Here is a 17972-nt window from a genome sequence, read left to right on the forward strand (position 1 = left end):
GGAAGGCACAACCCTACGAGTCTCGCCGGTATCCTGACTCGGGGCTTGTCCTACTTGCCGCGCCTTCCCGGGCCCGCTGGCTCAGTGGCATCGTGCGGCGTTCGTAACCCCATACAGTTGCGGGGCAGTCGAGGCCTTTCACCTCGTTCCCGGCAGGGTCCGCCCGATCGAAGAGGACGCGACGGGCGCGTCCTCCCGGCTCGCACTCTCGCCGCTACAAACGTAGCGCAGGGAGATGCGGGGCCCGACCCTCTTGTTACGGCTCGCGGCGCGGACCCTAGATTCGCGCTGCACGCATGTCAATGGCGTCAGCCCCGCTGCATCCGCGCGCCTTCGATCCGGCGCACGCACGACCGGACCCGCCGCAGACGTCGCTTCCTGCACGCGGCCGGATCGCCACGCACACGACCAGACGCCAGTGCACACGTCTGCACACGCACGGGGCCGTGAACCGCTGCACGCTCCACCAGGCCCGCGCGCGCCGTTTTTGCCTTCCCGGCCTCGGCGGGTAATACGTCCGGACGCCGCTGCGCACGCCATGCGACGCAGCGCCGGACAGGCCTCGCGCATCGGCGCGACACAACAAGTCGAGGAACGGATTCATGGACGGTGGAAAGCTCGTCGCGCGCGCTCTGAAGAAGGCCGGAGTCGAATGCGTATTCACGCTCTCGGGCGGCCACGTCATGGCCATCTATGACGGCTGCCTGAACGAAGGCATCCGCGTCATCGACGTCCGCCACGAGCAGGCGGCCGTGCACGCGGCCGACGCCTGGGCGCGCCTGCATCCGGGGCGCGTCGGCGTGGCCATCCTGACCGCCGGTCCTGGCGCCACCGACGGCGTCACCGGGATCGCCAATGCGTGGCGGGCCAACTCGCCGATCCTGGTCTTCGGCGGCCAGGGGCCGCTCGTGAACCTGCGCCGCGGATCGCTCCAGGAGATGGACCACATCTCGGTCATGCGGCCCATCACGAAATGGGCCAACGCCTGCTACGCGCCGGACCGCCTCGGCGAGTTCACGGAAGAGGCGATCCGCTACGCGCTGTCGGGCAACCCCGGACCGTCCTACCTGGAAGTGCCCATCGACGTGCTCGGCGGCCCCGTCAACATGGAGAAGGCCTACTGCCCCGAGCCGATGGCGCCTCCGCGACTGCGGCCCGAGGAGCGCCTGATCCGCGAAGCGGTCAACATGCTGAAGGAGGCCAGGATGCCCATGGTCATGGCCGGCACGGGCGTGAAGTGGTCGGACGGCGCCGCCGCGCTCAACCGCTTCCTCGAAGCCACGAAGATCCCCTGCTACGCCAACGGCATGGGCCGCGGCGCGGTGCCGCACGACTCGCCCTACTTCTTCAACCGCACACGCCGCGATTACATGGAGCTGACCGACTGCGTGCTGCTGGCAGGGTCCCTCCTCGACTTCCGCATGCGCTTCGGCAAGTCGATTCCTGCGCACGCCAGGATCATCCAGATGGATCTGGACGCGACGCTGATCGGCCAGAATCGCCGCGCCGACGTCGGCCTGGTCGGCAACCTCGGCCTGATCTTCGAGACCATGCTCGAGGTGATGGAGAAGGATGGCATCCAGTTGAACTTCCAAAGCGTCGTCGATGAGTGGCGCGCCAAGGAGGTCGCCGAAGAGGAAGCGCTGGCGGGACAGCTGACATCCGACGAGGTGCCCGTCGATCCGATGCGGCTGTGCAAGGAGATCGCCGATTTCGTCACCGACGACATGATCCTGATCGGCGACGGCGGCGACATCGTCGCCAAGGCCGCCAAGGTGGTGCCGGTTCCGAAGAACGGATTGTGGATGGACCCCGGGCCCCTGGGGACGCTCGGGGTCGGAATGCCGTTCGCGCTGGCCGCGCAGCTCGCTCATCCCGACAAGCGCGTCCTCATCATCTACGGCGACGGAAGCTTCGGCCTGAACGGCTTCGAGTACGACACCGCCATCCGCCACAACCTGCCGATCGTGGGCATCGTCGGCAACGACGCCGCCTGGGGCCAGATGATGCGCCCGCAGGTCGCGATGTACGGCCGCGAGCGCCTGGTGGCGACCGAGCTGGCGCCGACACGCTACGACAAGGTCGTCGAGGCCCTTGGCGGATACGGCGAGCTGGTCACCGAGCCGCACGAGATCCGGCCGGCGCTCGAGCGTGCCTACGCCAGCGGCAAGGCAGCCTGCATCAACGTCATGATCCGCCGGGACTTCGAGTTCGCTGGCGGCATCTACGTCTGAGCTGCGTGCGGACGCGCGGAGCGGGCCATCCGCTGCGTGTCGGCGAGGTCGCGTGTTCAGCGGCCTCCAGCCCGCCTCTAGCCCACCGAGCCCTCTCGCCGGCTCGACGGCCCGACGGCTCGCCGTTGGCATGCGGCTTGCGGCTGGTCCGTTGCGCGCGGTCCGGCGGGACGTCGAGGTGGGCAGCTGAATCGGTGGTAAGCGGGAGCCCGCTGAAGCGAAGCCCACGGCGTTCAACGCAGCGGACAGCCCTTCCCCCGAAAAGCATTGAACGATCCGGCACAACCGGCTAGCGTCTCAGTGACCGCGCACCGCCCGGAGCAACGTCGGCAGGTGCAGGTTCTACGACAACACCGGATCGTTCCGGCCAACGTTACTGGGGGTTTTTTCATGTCCACATCGGATGTTCTTCGGAGCTCGGCCCGCGCAAGCGTACTTGTCGCGGCGTTCGCTCTCATCGGATTCATCGTCCCGTCGACGGCTTCCGCAACCACCACCGGAGCCTGCTGTTTCGCGGCCGGCGGCTGCCAGGACGTGCCGGGGCCGAACGCATGCACCGGCGGCACCTACCAAGGCGACTTCACGTCCTGCTCGACACAGGGCATCTGCAGCCCCGCCACCACCACGACGCTGCCGCCCTTCGAATCCACCACCACCACCACGCCTCCCACGACGAGCACCACGCTTCCGGCCGTCGGCGCGTGCTGCGCGTTCGGCGACTGCTTCGTGACCGTCGCGGCGCAGTGTTTCGGCGCCTACCAGGGCGACGGCACGACCTGCACCCCCGGCATCTGCTCGGTGTGCGGCAACGGCCAGCGCGAGCTCGGTGAGGAGTGCGACGACGGCGACACCTCCAGCGGCGACGGCTGCAGCAGCGGGTGCGTCGAAGAGGAATGCTACGACTGCTTCGAGGGTCCGGCCTCCACGATCGTCCTGGTCGACGGCGATATCGGCGGCGGCCTTTCCGTGTGCGAACCGGCCGACGACGGGACCGCGTGCGACGACGGCGACATCTGCACGCTCGACGACGAATGCACCAAGGCCACCTGCAGCGGCAACGAGGTCATCGTGCCGGCGGCATGCGAGTGGGTCATGGTCGGCGGCGATCCGAGCAGGAACGTTCAGTCTCGCGTGCGCGGCAACGCCGACGTCATCGGCGACATCTGCGGCGATACCGTGCGCATCGGCGATTCGGTCAACGTCGACGGCGACATCGTGGCGACCGCCAGCAGCGGCCGCGGGATCTTCTTCGCGGCGGCATCCACCGTCAGCGGCGACGTGATCACCGACGGCGCGGCGGTCGTCGGCAAGCCGCGCGGCACCCTGCTGCCCGGCCTGGCCACCGACGAGGTGCCCAGCGGCGCCACCGCCACCGGCGTGCCCAGCCCCGACTACGACACCACCGGCAACAGCACCCGCGTCGAGGACTGCGACGATGCGCAGAGCGACATCGACAGCGGCACGGCTGCGGTCGATGCGCTGCCGTCGACGCAGAACCTCGGCGACGTGCAGGTGAAGGGCAACCAGTCGCTGACGATCAACGCCACCAACGTGGGCGGCCTCAACGTCATCGACTTCGAGCGCCTGCGCACGGGCAACAACGCCACGATCACGCTCGATGGCGGCGGCAGCTCCGACACCATCTTCGTCCTGCGCGTCGAGAAGAAGCTCGACATCCGCTTCCTCAGCGACATCGTGCTCGCCAACGGCACCAGCCCCGGGCACGTGCTCATCGTCGGTCACAGCAAGTGCAAGATCGGTGAGGAAGTCACCGGCGGCGGCACGCTGCTGTGCCCCGAGGGCAAGCTCTCGCTCGAGGAGCGCGTGCAATGGTTCGGCGCCATCCTCGGCGGGAAGAAGCGCGTCCAGCTGCGCGACAGCGGCGACCTGACGCACGCCCCGCTGCAGATCGGCGGCTGAGCGTTCGACCTTCGCGTGCGGCAGCGCACGCGGCACGGCCAGGCCGGCTCTCGAAAGGGAGCCGGCCTTTTCGTTTCGCGCCTCTGCCGCCGGCGCCTCGTGCCGCGCCACGCGGCGGTCGCAGGTTGTGGCATGCCGGCATAAGAACGGTCGGCATGCACTACGTCTCGGGCAACTGCGCCAAGGACCGCCACGGCGAGCGCGGCTGGTTCATCGGTCACTTCTTCCAGGGCAGCGACGACCTGCGCGCAACGGATGACGTCGAGGTGAAGTGGGCGAGCCATCCGGCCGGCGACACGCGCCCGAGCTGGAGCCGCAACCGGACGGCCACGACGGTCTCCGTTCTCGTCTCCGGACGATTCCGCATCCGCTTCGCGGACGGCGAGGTCGTGCTTTGCGAGCCCGGTGATTACGCGCTGTGGGCGCCGGGAGTAGCGCATCACTGGGTGGCGGAAGAGGAGTCGACGATCGTGACGGTGCGCTGGCCCTCGGTGCCGGACGACAGTCAGCCCGTGCCGTCGCCATAGGATGGCGACAACCGCTGCGGCCGCGTCCACGGCCGCGCGTGCCTGCTACGGTCGCACCAGCAGGTCGGGCCGCGCTCGCCCGTCCACCTCGAATACCGGCCACGCCGGATCGGCGGTGAGCACTTCGATGGCTCCGGCATCGGCGGCCACCGTGTCTTCGATCTTGGCGCCGGGCAGGCTGGGGTTCCATGCCATCGCGCAGCGCGGCGGAACAGGCGCATCGGTATGCGGCGAGGCCACGATTTCCCGTGCGCGATAGCCGGCAAGGCCGCCCTGATGATGGCGGTCGATCTGCTCGGCGTGGCCTGCCGTCTCGTACGCGGCGGCGAGCGTCGCGTAGATCTCCCTCATCGGCCGCCCTGCCCCGCATGCGCGGAAGCACGCGGCTTCGATGTGGGCCACGTCCTGCGTCCACCTTCGTTCCTGGCTCGTGGGCTGGCGGAAATAGACGAATCGCGTGGCGCTGGCGACCAGGCCGCAGCGGCGCGCGCAGATCGCCAGCATGGCCCGCGAGCCCAGGCGGGCGGCGGTGGGCAGCAGATGCCGGAAGCGTGCGACGCGCTCCTCGCCTCCCGCCTGTACGAGCAGCGGCTCGATGCCGCGCGCCATCAACGCGTGCGCGCACGCAGCCGCCAGCTCGTGCTCGGTGTGCTCGGGGCGCGCCGCCTGCAGCACCTCGGTCATTGCCTGCGCCGATTCCACGGACAGCGCGCGGTAGCGCCCGATCTCCTCCTCGCAAAGACGGAGCTTCTGCTGCTCGAGTTGCGGAGGCAGCGAAACCTCGCCCGAAGATGGCCGGTCGCTGGCGACGATCGCACCGCCTGCCATCTCGCGCACCATCTCCTCGCGCAATGCCGGCTGCTGCCAGGCATGGCTCCAGAGCGTGAAGCCCTGCGGAAAGCCCTCGCCGGCCAGGCGCTCGGCTTCGATGACGTCGGTCAGCACCCATGCGCCGTCGGCCGTCACCAGGACCTCGGCCACGCCCGTCTCGGCGGCCAGCAGCACGACGTTGGAAGCGCCGGCCGTCGCCCACGCGTACCAATCGCTGCCGCGCAGGCGCACCGCGCCGAGCCGGTGCTCGCGCATCGCGCCGCGGATCTGCGCGAGCTTGACGGCGATCTCGTTCACGCCGGCACGCGCAGGGTGCCGCGGCAGCCCGGAAATTCCGCCGCATAGGCTGTCAGGATGGCGTGCCCGATTTCGCTGGCGCGGCCGCGTTCGGTCAGCACCACGGCCGACCCGCCAAAGCCGCCGCCGGTCATGCGGGCGCCGTAGACGCCTTCCTGCGCAGCGGCGGCCTCGACCAGAAAATCGAGCTGCGGCACGGACACTTCAAAGTCGTCGCGTAGCGAAACGTGCGACGCGTAGAACAGCCGCCCCACCTCGGACAGGTCACCGGCACGAAGAGCCGTCACTGCGTCCGCCACGCGAGCATGCTCGGTAATCACGTGGCGTGCGCGGCTGCGGATCGGCTCGGGCAGCGACTCGACGCGCGCAACCTCCTTCACCGGAAGCTCGGCGAGGAACCGAACACCGAGCCGGCGCGCCGCCTCCTCGCACTGGCTCCGTCGCTCGTTGTAGCCGCCGCCCGCGTGCGCGTGCTTGACGCCGGTGTCCAGCACCGCGATCTCGCAGGCCGGCGGCACCGGCACCTTCTCGTAGTCGAGCGTGACCGTGTCCAGATAGAGCGCCGAATGCTCGTCTCCCAGGCTCGCCGCCATCTGATCCATGATTCCGACGCGTGCGCCGACGAAGTCGTTCTCCACTCGCTGGCCCAGCCGCGCGATGGCGACGTCGTCGATCGCGAGCGAGAAGAGCTCGCGCAATGCCCGAACGAGCGCCACTTCCAGCGCGGCGCTCGAAGACAGGCCGCTGCCGACCGGAACCTGCGATGTCAGCCGCAGGTCGAAGCCGGTCAGGGCATGCCCGTCCTTGGCCAGCAGCGAGGTGATGCCGCGCACGTAGTCGGCCCAGTCGCTGCAATGCTGCTCGGCGCCGAGGCGAAACTCCACCAGTTCGCCGGCCAGTTCCACGCTCCACACGCGAACGATATCGTCGCGCCGCCGCGCGACCTGCGCCGTCGTGCGCAGCGGCAGGGCCAGCGGCAGCACGGCGCCGCCGTTGTAGTCGGTGTGCTCGCCGATCAGGTTGACGCGGCCCGGAGCGCTGGCCTCGACGTCGAAAGACCGGCCGAAGGTGGCGGCGAAGTCGCGCGAGTCAGCCAAGCGGGTTCTTCTTGGGCGGCGACGTCGGAGAGACGATGTCCGCCATCCAGACCTGGCGCTGGCTGGGCGGACCCATGGTGGCGGCGCGGATGCGCGCCAGGTCGAACTTGGGCCGGCGGTCGGCGTAGAGAAGGCCGTTGGCTTCCTGGAACGTGTCGGCGAACTGCGTGTAGCAGAAGCCCGTGAACATCCCCAGCGATCGCACCACCTCCATCAGCTTCTCGTAGAGGTCGGCCAGCTCCTGCGGGGTGCGCGCGGTCGAATAGCCCCACGCCTCGGCATCGGCCGACAGCTTGATGCCGCCGAACTCCGACAGCACCAGCGGATGCTCGTGATGCGGCCGGTCGCCCACCACCAGGAGCCGGCCGCCGGGCCGCTCCTGCTTGAGAAGGTGCGGCAGCAACTTGTCGCCGTGATAGCGGTGGCGCAGCCGCTCCGGCTCGCCGTCGTAGTCGTGCACGCCGATGATGTCGGTCGCCACGCTCTCCCAGCCGTCGTTGCCGACCACGGGCCGCGTGGGATCGTAGGTCTTGGTCATGTGGTAGAGCCCTTCGACGTAGTGCTGCTCGGCCTCGTTCTGCGGGAGGTTCGGCACGCCCCAGGACTCGTTGATGGGAACCCACACGACGATGCACGGATGCGAATAGTCGCGTCGCAGCGCCTCCTCCCACTCGCGCGTCAGGCGCGAAACGGCGTTGCGCGTGAAGCGGTAGGCACTCGGCATCTCGCCCCACACCAGCAGCCCGAGCCTGTCCGCCCAGTACAGGTAGCGCGGGTCCTCGATCTTCTGGTGCTTGCGCACGCCGTTGAAGCCCATGGCGCGCGTGCACTCGACGTCCTTGCGCAACGCTTCGTCGTCCGGCGGCGTCATGCCCGTCTCGGCCCAGTATCCCTGGTCCAGCACCATGCGCAGGTAGTAGGGCCGACCGTTGAGGACGAACAGATCGTTCTCGAGGCAGATCGAGCGCAGCGCGGTGTACGAGCGCATCGAGTCGATGAGCTGGCCGCTGCGCGTTTCGAGCAGAATGTCGGCCTCGAGCAGCGTCGGCGAGCGCGGGCTCCAGAGCAGCTCGTTGCGGAAATCGTCGATGCCGGGATCGGACAGCGCCAGCCGCCGGTGCACCTCGTCGGAGAGGATGTCGTAACAGTCGTTGGCGATCGGACGGCCCTTGACGGTCAGGGACAGCCGCATGCGCAGATCGTCGCGGTGCACGCCGCCCAGCCACGCCTCGAAACCGCATTCCCAGCGCACGAGGCTCGGCGTCCATGCGATGTGCGCGATCCACGTCGAGGGCACGACTTCCATCCACACCGACTGCCAGATGCCGGTGGTGCGCGGGTACCAGATCGAATGCGGCTCCAGCTGCCAGTCCTGCTTTCCGCGCGGCTTCTCCAGATCGATCGGATCGTCCTCGGCACGGACGATGACGGTATTCGGCCCGTCGGTCAGGAGATCGGTGATATCGAAAGTGAACGGCGTGTATCCGCCCTGATGGCGACCGGCCTTGCGGCCGTTGACCCAGACGATGGTGGAATAGTCGACCGCGCCGAAGTGCAGATGCACGCGCTCGCCGTTTCGCAAGGGCGGCGCCTCCAACGTGCGGCGATACCAGCACACGCGGAAATAGCCGCATTCGCCGATGCCGCTGCGCTCCGTCTCCGGCGCGAACGGAACCAGGATCTTCGACGTCCACGCGACGCGGTCGGGTTCGCGGGTGGACCCGTCGCGATCGATCGCGAAGTCCCAGACTCCGTTGAGGGAATACCAGTGCTTGCGGCGCATCAACGGGCGCGGGTAGCCGTGCCCGTCGGGGCCGAGCTCTTCGCAAGACAAAGGCTCAGACAAGACTCAGCGCCTCCTGGCTACCAGCGGCGTAGCACGAGCGCGGTGCGGCGAGGAACGCGATCCTCTGTTCCTACCCCGCACGAGCGAGGAGCTCCTTTCGCTCCACCACCAGCATCTTTGCCGCCAGCGTCAACGCCTGGGCCGTTACCTGATCCATGTTGTAATAGCGGTACGTGGCGAGCCTGCCGCAGAAGTGCACGCCGGGTGTCTGCTCGGCCAGCGCCTCGTAGCGCCGATACAGCGCCGCGTTCTCCGGCCTCGGCACGGGGTAGTAGGGATCGCCCTCGGCTCGCGGGAACTCGTAGACGATCGACGTCTTGCGGTGCTCCTGGCCCGTCAGATGCTTGAACTCGGTGACCCGCGTGTACTCGTGCTCGTTCGGGTAGTTGACCACGGCCACCGGCTGGTGCCGGCTGGAATCGAGCGTCTCGTGCCGGAACTCGAGCGCGCGATACGGGAGCTTTCCGAAACAGTTGTCGAAGAACTCATCGACGGGCCCCGTATAGACCATCTCGCTGAACGAGATGCGGTCCATCAGCTCGCGGTAGTCGACTCCGACTTCGATGGTGATGTTCGGATGGTCGAGGATGTTACGAAACATCGCCGTCATGCCGTCGGCCGGCATGGCCTGAAACTTGTCGGTGAAGTAGCGGTCGTCGCGGTCGGTGCGCACCGGGATGCGGGCAATGACGGTCGAGTCGAGCTGGCTCGCATCGAGGCCCCATTGCTTGCGCGTGTAGTTCTTGAAGAACTTCTCGTACAGCTCCTGGCCGACCTTGCTGATGATCACGTCCTCCGAGGTCTTGATGTGTGCGCGCGGCTCGGCCACGCGCTGGAAGAACGCCTGCAGCCCCTCCGAATCCAGGTTCCAGTCGTAGAGCCGGTTGACGGTGTCCAGATTGATGGGGATGGGCAGCAGCTTGCCGTCCACGCTGGCCAGCACCCGGTGCTCATAGGGCCGCCAACGCGTGAAGCGGGAAAGGTAGTCGAAGACCTCGGCCGAGTTGGTGTGGAAGATGTGCGGCCCGTACTTGTGGATGAGGATGCCGCTGGCATCGAGCTCGTCGTAGGCGTTGCCGCCGATGTGCGGGCGCACGTCGCAGATCAGGACCGTCTTGCCCGCTGCGCACGCCAGGCGTTCCGCGACGACGCTGCCGGCAAAGCCGGCGCCGACGACCAGATAGTCGAAGTGCGCGCGTGCGTTCCGGCGGGGCGTCGAGGCAGTATCGGCCACGCGCAAGCCGCTCGACCACCCGACGTTGGCCCAGCCCGTGCCGCCGGCATCCGCCAGGTGACCGTTGCCATTGGAGCCGGCATGCCCGTTACCGTCAGCCGCCGCGTGCCCGTTGCCGTTGGGCGCCGCGTGGCGGTTCCCGTTGGGCGGCGCGTGGCCGTTACCGCTGGCGGCGTGCCCGTTGCCGTTGGCCGCGTTCCCGTTGCCATTTGCGGCCGCGTGGCCGGGGCCGTTGCCATTGGCCCCCGCGTGGCCGTTGCCGATGGCCGCGTGCCCATTGCCGTTCGCGGCCGCATGCCCGTTGCCGTTGGCCGCATGCCCGTTGCCGCTGGCCGCATGGCCGTTGCCGTCGGCCGCATGCCCGTTACCGTTGGCGGCAGCGTGGCCATTGCCGTTGGCATGGCCATTGGTCGATGCTCGGCGACTGCCATTGGCGTCGCCGTTGCCTCCGGCGATGCGAGCATCCGCCTCCAGCTTGCGTGCCTGCCGCGGAGTTGCGCCGACGCTGCCGCCGCTGCCGTTCCGCCCCTCGGTCGAGGACGACCCGGGGTCGTCGCGCACCACGCTCTCGACGAGGTCGTGCATCGCCTGCCAGGTCTTGTCCCACGAAATGTTTTCGAGAAAGGCGTCCGCCTTGCGCTGCCGCTCCTCCGCATCCTGCGCGAGCGCAGCCTCGACCGCCTTCTCGAACGTCTCGGCATCATCGGCGATGTAGGCGAGGCCCAGCTCACCGTACGGTCGCACGACGTCGCGAATGGACGTGGAGACGACCGGCTTCCCGCCGGCCATGTACTCTGGCGTCTTGGTGGGGCTGATGAAGCGGGTGGCATCGTTGCGAGCGAACGGGAGGATGGCCACGTCCCAGCCACGCAGATACTCGGGAAGCTGCTGGTACGTCTTGCCGCCGAGGTAGTGCAGGTTGGGACGCACCGGCAGCGTGGCCGGATCGATCTTGACGACGGGGCCGACGAGCACGATGTGCCAGTCCGGCCGCCGCGCCGCCAGCTCGTCGATCAGCGCAACGTCCATCCGCTCGTCGATGACGCCGAAGAAGCCGAGACGCGGATGCGGAATTTCCGCCTGATCCGCTGGATCGGGAGCGTGCGCGCGGGCGCGAGCGAAGTGCGCGACATCCACGGCGCTGGGAAAGGCGTGCACGGAGTGATGCAGATCCCGCTTGGTCTCGTACAGGCTCATGCCGCCTGTGAAGATGAGGTCGGCGCGGCGGCACAGCTCCTGCTCAAAGTGCCGCAGTTCGCCGGGCGCGCCGTGAAAGTTGGCCAGCTCGTCCATGCAGTCGTACACGACGGCCGCCGGGGCGAGATCGTCGGTGAAAGCCATCGCCATCGGCGTGTAATACCATGCGACGTAGCTCGTGATGCCGTGCTCGCTCATCATGTCGCGAACCAGCAGGCGCAGCATCGCGTGCGTGTCGGAATCCTGGCTGAGAACGGGTGTGGCGACGTAGACTCCCTCGGGAGACAGCTCGACGTCGACGCGCGGCGTCCCTCCAGGTTCGATTCGCGGCTCTTCGAAGAAGAACACGCGACGCTCTCTTGCCCAGCGGCTCATCAGATGCTGCGGCCGCTGAAATACGAAGCCCCAACGAAGATGCGAGAAGCAGAGAAGATCCGGCGCACTGGCGTCTCTGCTATTCATGATCGGCTCTCGTCGTGGTGTGCATGACGAGAATACTATGGGGCATGTCGCTGAGGATGAAGAGGATTCACGAGACGTCACGCACCTCTTCCCCGATGTTGGGGCGGCTGCACGAACGATCTACCCGAAGGCACCGTCGCATTGGCGCACGATCGCGTCGCGTGCGCGCCACATCCAACGAGTCGACGCAGTCGTCGGTTCTCTTCCGCGGCCTCGCGCCGGCTCGAAAGCGGCGTGCCCTGCGATGGCTCGAAAGCGCGACGGACGACGCGACGGAGTTGAAGAAGGATGCGCAGGCGAGGCTTGCGCCGGCGTGCAGGCGGTGGATCAGACCGCGGCAATCAGTCGCATGAGCTCGCTGATCTCTACCGGCTTGACGGTATGGTCGTCGAACCCTGCTTCGCGGGAACGCTCACGATCACGGTCCTGGCCGTAGCCGGTCATCGCGATGATGCGGGCGTTGGCCATGCCGTTGCGGCGCATCTGGCGGCAGACCTCGTAGCCGTCCATTCCCGGAAGACCGATGTCGAGGAGCACCACGTCCGGCCTGTCGTTGGCGACGTGCTGCAGCGCGGTGGGGCCGTCGTGCACCATGCGGACGTCCTGGCCGCGAAGCCGCAGCAGCATCGCCAGACTCTCGGCGGCATCGACATTGTCGTCGACGACCAGGATGCGGCGCGATTCGCCGTCCGCCGCCTGCGCAGGCGGCGCAACCGCCGGAGCGCACGGGCTGTCGGCGATGCCGCAAGGCAGCCACACGGTGAACGTGGAACCGCGCCCGGAACCCTCGCTGACTACCGATACGCGGCCGCCATGCATCTCGACGAGGTTCTTGACCAGCGACAGCCCGATGCCGAGGCCGCCCTGCGCGCGGTCGAGGCCGCGCTCTCCCTGCGTGAACAGCTCGAATACCTGCGGCATCATCTCCGGCGCGATGCCGATGCCCCAGTCGCGCACCGTGATGATCGCCATGCGGTCCCGCACTTCGACCTTCAGCTCGATGCGCCCGTTCTCGTTCTGATATTTGGCCGCATTGTTCAGCAGGTTGGCGATGACCTGCGTGAGGCGGGCCGAGTCGCCCTCGAGCGGGATCGGATGGTCGGGGATCCGAACGCTGATCTCGTGTTTCAGCGCGTCGATGACCGGCCGGCTCATCTCGACCGCGCTGCCGACGACGGCGGCCAGGTCGAGCGGCTCCAGGCGCAGCTTGATCTTGCCCTGCGTGATGCGGGAGACGTCGAGAAGGTCGTCGACCAGCCGCGTCAGCTGGTTGGCCTGGCGCTCGATGACGTCGCGGCACCACAGCAGGTCGGGGTCGTCGGTCTCCTTCATGCGCATGATCGCCACGGCGTTGCGCACGGGCGCCAGCGGGTTGCGCAGCTCGTGCGCGAGCAGCGCCAGGAACTCATCCTTGCGCCGGTCGGCCAGGCGCAGCTGCTCGGCCATCTCGATCTGCCGCGCCATCGACGCCTCGAGCTCGGCCGTACGCTCGGCCACGCGCCGCTCCAGTTCGCGATTGAGGCGCTCGGACTCGCGGGTCTTGCGATACAGCTCGGTGAAGACGCTGACCTTGGCGCGCAGCAGTTCGGGAATGACGGGCACCGAGACGTAGTCGACGGCGCCCGATTCGTAGCCCTTGAGACGGTCCAGGTCGGTCAGGTGCACGGCCGAGACGAAGATGATGGCGGTCTTCTGGTAGCGCGGGTGCCCGCGGATGATCTCGGCCAGCTCGAAGCCGTCGATGTCGGGCATGCTGACGTCCATCAGCACGACGGTGATGTCGTTGCGGAGAAGGTGCTCGAGCGCCTCCCTGGCCGAATTGGCCTTGATGAGGTTCTCCCCGAGCGAGCCGAGCATGGCCTCGTAGCTGAGCAGCTTGCCCGGCTGGTCATCCACCAGAAGGATGTTGACCTTGTCGCCGGGGGGCCGCTCGGCCGAGGCCCTCTCCGCGGCGGTACCGGGTGAGCCCACGTTCTCCGTCGCCTTGTTCATCACCGTTTGGATCGCGTCCTCCGCTCAGCCTACCGATGCAACCACAGACGCAGCGCCGACAGGAGCTGCTCGGTATTGACGGGCTTGGCCAGATAGTCGGAGGCTCCCGCTTCCAGGCACTTCTCGCGGTCGCCCTTCATGGCCTTGGCCGTCAGCGCAACGATCGGCAGCCTCCGGAACGCCGGCTTCTGCCGGATCGCATGCATCGTCTGATAGCCGTCCATCTCGGGCATCATGATGTCCATGAGAACGATCGCGATGCCCGGCGTGTTCTCCAGCGTCTCGATCGCGGCATGGCCGTTGTCGGCCGTCAGCACCTCCATTCCGCGCCGCTCGAGCACGCTGCTGAGAGCGAAGATGTTGCGGACGTCGTCGTCCACCACCAGCACCTTCTTCCCGATCAGGTCGTCGTCGGAGCGGTGCAGGCGATCGAGCATCGCCTGCTTCTCCGGCGGCAGATCCGAGATCACACGGTGCAGGAAGAGCGCGGTCTCGTCGAGCAGACGCTCGGGCGATTCTACCCCCTTGACGACGACGCTGCGGGCCAGCGTGTGCAGGCGTGCATCTTCTTCGGGCGAGAGCTCCTTGCCTGTGAACACCACCACGGGCAGGTCGCACAGCTGGGGATTGTCGCGAATGCGCTCGAGCACGTCGAAACCGGTCATGTCGGGCAGACGCAGGTCGAGCACGGCGCAGTCATAGGCACCTTCGCTCAGGAGCCGCAGCGCCTCGGCGCCGGTGCCGGCCGCATCGATCTCGATGTCGTGATGGCCGAGCAGCTCGGTGATGCTCATCTGCTCGATCTCGTTGTCCTCGACCACGAGCAGGCGCCGGCTGCGCGGAGCGGCATATTCCTTGATCCTGGCCAGCGCCGACTCCAGACCTTCGGTCGTCGTCGGCTTGGCAAGGAAGGAGAAGGCGCCGCGTGCCAGTCCGTGCTGACGGTCCTCGTCCAGCGTGACCATCTGCACCGGAATGTGACGCAGGCTCGGATCCTGTTTGAGCTGGTTCAGTACGGTCCAGCCCAGCATGTCGGGCAGGAACACGTCGAGCGAAACGGCGGTCGGCCGGAACTCTCGTGCCAGCTCCATGGCGTCGCCTCCGCGCATCGCCACCAGGACCTTGAAGCCCTGCGCGTGCGCCTGATCCAGCAGGATGCGCGCGTAGTGCGGATCGTCTTCGACGATCAGCATGACCGGATCGCCCGGGTTGATCTCGTGCCGGTCGTCGGGGATCTGCTCGATGGGGCGGTCGGTGGTGCGAACGGCCGACAGGGTGATCGGTGCTGCGCCGCCGGCCGCGCTGACCTTTTCCGAGACCGCCGCCGTGATCGTGGCCGAGGTGGGGCCCGCGTAGGACTGCGGCAGGAACAGCGTGAACGTCGATCCGACGCCCGGAGTCGACCGCAGCTGGATTTCACCGCCCAGGAGCGAAGCCAGCTCGCGACTGATCGCCAGACCCAGGCCGGTGCCGCCGTACTTGCGGCTGGTGCCGGCGTCGGCCTGCTGGAACGCCTCGAAGATGATGCGCTGCTTTTCCGGTGGGATGCCGATGCCGGTGTCGGTCACCTCGAACGCGATCACCTCGCCGGCGCGGTTGAGCACCGGATGCTCCGGGTTCCAGCCCTTCTGGACCGGCGCGACGCTCAATCGCACGCCGCCCTGCTCGGTGAACTTGAACGCGTTGGACAGCAGGTTCTTGAGCACCTGCTGCAGTCGCTTGGAATCGGTGACCATCGTCGAGCTGAGCGCCGGATCGATCTGCACCTCCAGCGACAGGCGCCGGTTTTCGGCCTCGTGCCGGAACGGGCGCGCGATGGCGTCGAGGACGCCGGCGATCGCCACCTCCTCGGCCACCACGGTGACGGTGCCCGACTCGATCTTGGACAGATCGAGAATGTCGGTGATGAGGTTCAGAAGATCGGTGCCGGCGCCGTGAATCGTCTTGGCGAACTCGACCTGCTTGGCCGAAAGGTTGCCCTCGACGTTCTCGCTGAGCTGCTGGCCGAGGATGAGAATCGAGTTGAGCGGCGTTCGCAGCTCGTGGCTCATGTTGGCCAGGAATTCCGACTTGTACTTGGACGTCAGCGCCAGCTCGGTCGCCTTCTCTTCCAGGGCGCGACGGGCCTGCTCGATCTCCTGGTTCTTGCGCTCCACCTCGGCGTTCTGCTCGGCCAGCTGCTGCGCTTTCTGCGCCAGCTGTTCGTTGGTCTGCTGCAGCTCGCGCTTCTGGGTCTGCAGCTCGGCCGCCAGCTGCTGGCTCTGCACGAGCAGGCCCTCGGTCTGCATGGTGGCCTCGATCGAGTTGAGCACGATGCCGATCGACGTCGTCAGCTGCTCGAGGAAGGCCAGGTGCGAGGCGGTGAACGTCGTCAGCGAGGCCAGCTCGATGACTGCCTTCACTTCGTCCTCGAAGAGCACCGGCAGCACGATGACGTTGCGCGGCATCGACCGGAACAGGCCCGAGCTGATCGGCACCGTCTCCTCGGGCAGCTCGTTGATCACCATGCGGCGCTTGATCGCGGCGCACTGGCCGATCAGGCCTTCGCCGACGCGCAGCAACGGGCGGTGGCCGCTGGCGCCGTCGTCGGCGAAGCTGGCCAGCAGCGTCAGCTGCGCACCGGCATCCGTATATTCGACGCGATACATGACGCCCTGGTGCGCGTTGACCAGAGGAGTCAGGTCCGACAGCAGCATGCGGCCGACGGTGGCCAGATCGCGCTGCCCCTGCAGCATTCCGGTAAACCGCGCCAGATTGGTCTTGAGCCAGTCCTGCTCCGTGTTGCGGTCGGTGGTCAGCCGCAGGTTGTCGATCATCGTGTTGATGTTGTCTTTGAGCTCGGCGACCTCACCGCGCGCTTCGACCTGGATGGAGCGCGTCAGATCGCCTTGCGTCACCGCCGTGGCCACTTCGGCGATGGCGCGAACCTGCGTGGTCAGGTTGGCCGCCAGCAGGTTCACGTTACCCGTCAGGTCCTTCCACGTGCCGGCCGCGCCGGGCACGTTGGCCTGGCCGCCGAGGCGGCCTTCCACGCCGACCTCGCGGGCCACCGTGGTCACCTGATCGGCGAAGGTGGCGAGCGTGCCCGTCATGTCGTTGATGGTTTCGGCCAGAGCGGCCACTTCGCCTTTGGCGTTCACGGTCAGCTTGGGCTTGAGGTCGCCGTTGGCCACCGCGGTCACGACCTTCGCTATGCCGCGCACCTGGCCGGTGAGGTTGCCGGCCATCGAGTTCACGTTGTCGGTGAGGTCTTTCCATACGCCCGACACGCCCGGTACGTCGGCCTGTCCGCCGAGGCGGCCTTCGGTGCCGACCTCGCGCGCCACCCGCGTCACTTCAGCGGCGAAGGAGCGCAGCTGGTCCACCATCGTGTTGACGGTGTTCTTCAGCTCGAGGATCTCGCCCTTCACGTCCACCGTGATCTTCTTGGACAGGTCGCCCGCAGCCACCGCGGTCGTCACCTCGGCGATGTTGCGCACCTGCGAGGTGAGGTTGCCCGCCATGAAGTTCACCGATTCGGTCAGGTCCTTCCAGGTGCCCGACACGCCCTGCACGTCGGCCTGGCCGCCGAGGCGGCCTTCTGTGCCGACCTCGCGCGCCACCCGCGTGACTTCGGATGCGAAGGAGCGCAGCGTGTCCACCATGGTGTTGATGGTGAGCTTGAGCTCGAGCACCTCGCCTTTCACGTCCACCGTGATCTTCTTGGAAAGGTCGCCCGCCGCCACCGCCTTGGTCACGTCGGCGATGTTGCGCACCTGCGAGGTGAGGTTGCCGGCCATGAAGTTCACCGAGTCGGTCAGGTCCTTCCAGGTACCTGCCACGCCCTGCACGTCGGCCTGGCCGCCCAGCTTGCCTTCGGTGCCCACCTCGCGCGCGACGCGCGTCACCTCCGCCGCGAACGACGAGAGCTGGTCCACCATGGTGTTGATGGTGTTCTTCAGCTCCAGGATCTCGCCCTTGACGTCCACCGTGATCTTCTTGGACAGGTCGCCCGCCGCCACCGCCTTGGTCACGTCGGCGATGTTGCGCACCTGGGCCGTCAGGTTGCCGGCCATGAAGTTCACGTTGTCGGTCAGGTCCTTCCAGGTGCCGGCCACGCCCTGCACGTCGGCCTGGCCCCCCAGCTTGCCCTCGGTCCCCACCTCGCGCGCCACCCGGGTCACCTCGGCCGCGAAGGAGCGCAGCTGGTCCACCATGGTGTTGATGGCTTCCTTGAGGAGCAGGATCTCGCCGCGCACGTCGACGGTAATCTTCTTCGACAAGTCGCCGGTCGCCACCGCGGTCGTCACCTCGGCGATGTTGCGCACCTGGGTCGTGAGGTTCGCCGCCAGCAGG

At 67.6% G+C, this 17972-nt stretch carries 9 protein-coding genes and 1 riboswitch; of the genes, 3 read left to right on the plus strand and 6 right to left on the minus strand.

Annotated features, from left to right (window positions below; translation table 11 throughout):
* Positions 1 to 5 precede the first annotated feature (5 nt).
* Positions 6 to 197, minus strand: a riboswitch (cobalamin riboswitch).
* 405 nt (positions 198 to 602) lie between these two features.
* From VEC57_08580 to VEC57_08590, 3 genes are all read left to right on the plus strand, one after another.
* A complete protein-coding gene (locus tag VEC57_08580; GenBank protein ID HYB99181.1) occupies positions 603 to 2234 on the plus strand; it encodes a thiamine pyrophosphate-binding protein in 1632 nt (543 codons plus the stop codon).
* 534 nt (positions 2235 to 2768) lie between these two features.
* Positions 2769 to 4154 carry an ice-binding family protein gene (locus tag VEC57_08585; protein ID HYB99182.1) on the plus strand — a complete coding sequence of 462 codons (1386 nt, stop codon included), beginning with the start codon at positions 2769 to 2771 and terminating at the stop codon, positions 4152 to 4154.
* A gap of 155 nt (positions 4155 to 4309) precedes the next feature.
* Positions 4310 to 4681, plus strand: coding sequence for a hypothetical protein (locus VEC57_08590; protein HYB99183.1), 372 nt, complete (start codon positions 4310 to 4312; stop codon positions 4679 to 4681).
* 45 nt (positions 4682 to 4726) lie between these two features.
* On the opposite strand, the gene VEC57_08595 is transcribed toward VEC57_08590, so the two are convergent.
* The 6 genes from VEC57_08595 to VEC57_08620 all read right to left on the minus strand — a co-directional run bounded on the left by VEC57_08595 (position 4727) and on the right by VEC57_08620 (position 17971).
* The gene (locus VEC57_08595; GenBank protein HYB99184.1) at positions 4727 to 5809 is read right to left on the minus strand and encodes a M24 family metallopeptidase; all 1083 of its coding nucleotides are present in this window, start codon (positions 5807 to 5809) and stop codon (positions 4727 to 4729) included.
* Positions 5806 to 6906 carry a galactokinase gene (gene galK, locus VEC57_08600; protein ID HYB99185.1) on the minus strand — a complete coding sequence of 367 codons (1101 nt, stop codon included), beginning with the start codon at positions 6904 to 6906 and terminating at the stop codon, positions 5806 to 5808. Before galK ends, VEC57_08595 begins: the two co-directional genes overlap by 4 nt.
* Positions 6899 to 8752: a glycoside hydrolase family 2 TIM barrel-domain containing protein gene (locus tag VEC57_08605; protein ID HYB99186.1), complete on the minus strand. Its 1854-nt coding sequence runs from the start codon at positions 8750 to 8752 to the stop codon at positions 6899 to 6901. The genes galK and VEC57_08605 overlap by 8 nt, the downstream gene beginning before the upstream one ends.
* A 70-nt stretch (positions 8753 to 8822) precedes the next feature.
* Complete coding sequence (gene glf, locus VEC57_08610; GenBank protein ID HYB99187.1) at positions 8823 to 11645, minus strand: UDP-galactopyranose mutase; 2823 nt, start codon at positions 11643 to 11645, stop codon at positions 8823 to 8825.
* Positions 11646 to 11972: 327 nt separating this feature from the next.
* A complete protein-coding gene (locus VEC57_08615) occupies positions 11973 to 13637 on the minus strand; it encodes a response regulator (GenBank protein HYB99188.1) in 1665 nt (554 codons plus the stop codon).
* 29 nt (positions 13638 to 13666) lie between these two features.
* Complete coding sequence (locus tag VEC57_08620; GenBank protein HYB99189.1) at positions 13667 to 17971, minus strand: response regulator; 4305 nt, start codon at positions 17969 to 17971, stop codon at positions 13667 to 13669.
* Between the last annotated feature and the right edge of the window lies 1 nt (position 17972).

The sequence above is a fragment of the Candidatus Limnocylindrales bacterium genome, assembly GCA_035626395.1.
Taxonomy (GTDB): domain Bacteria; phylum Desulfobacterota; class Binatia; order UBA1149; family CAITLU01; genus DASPNH01.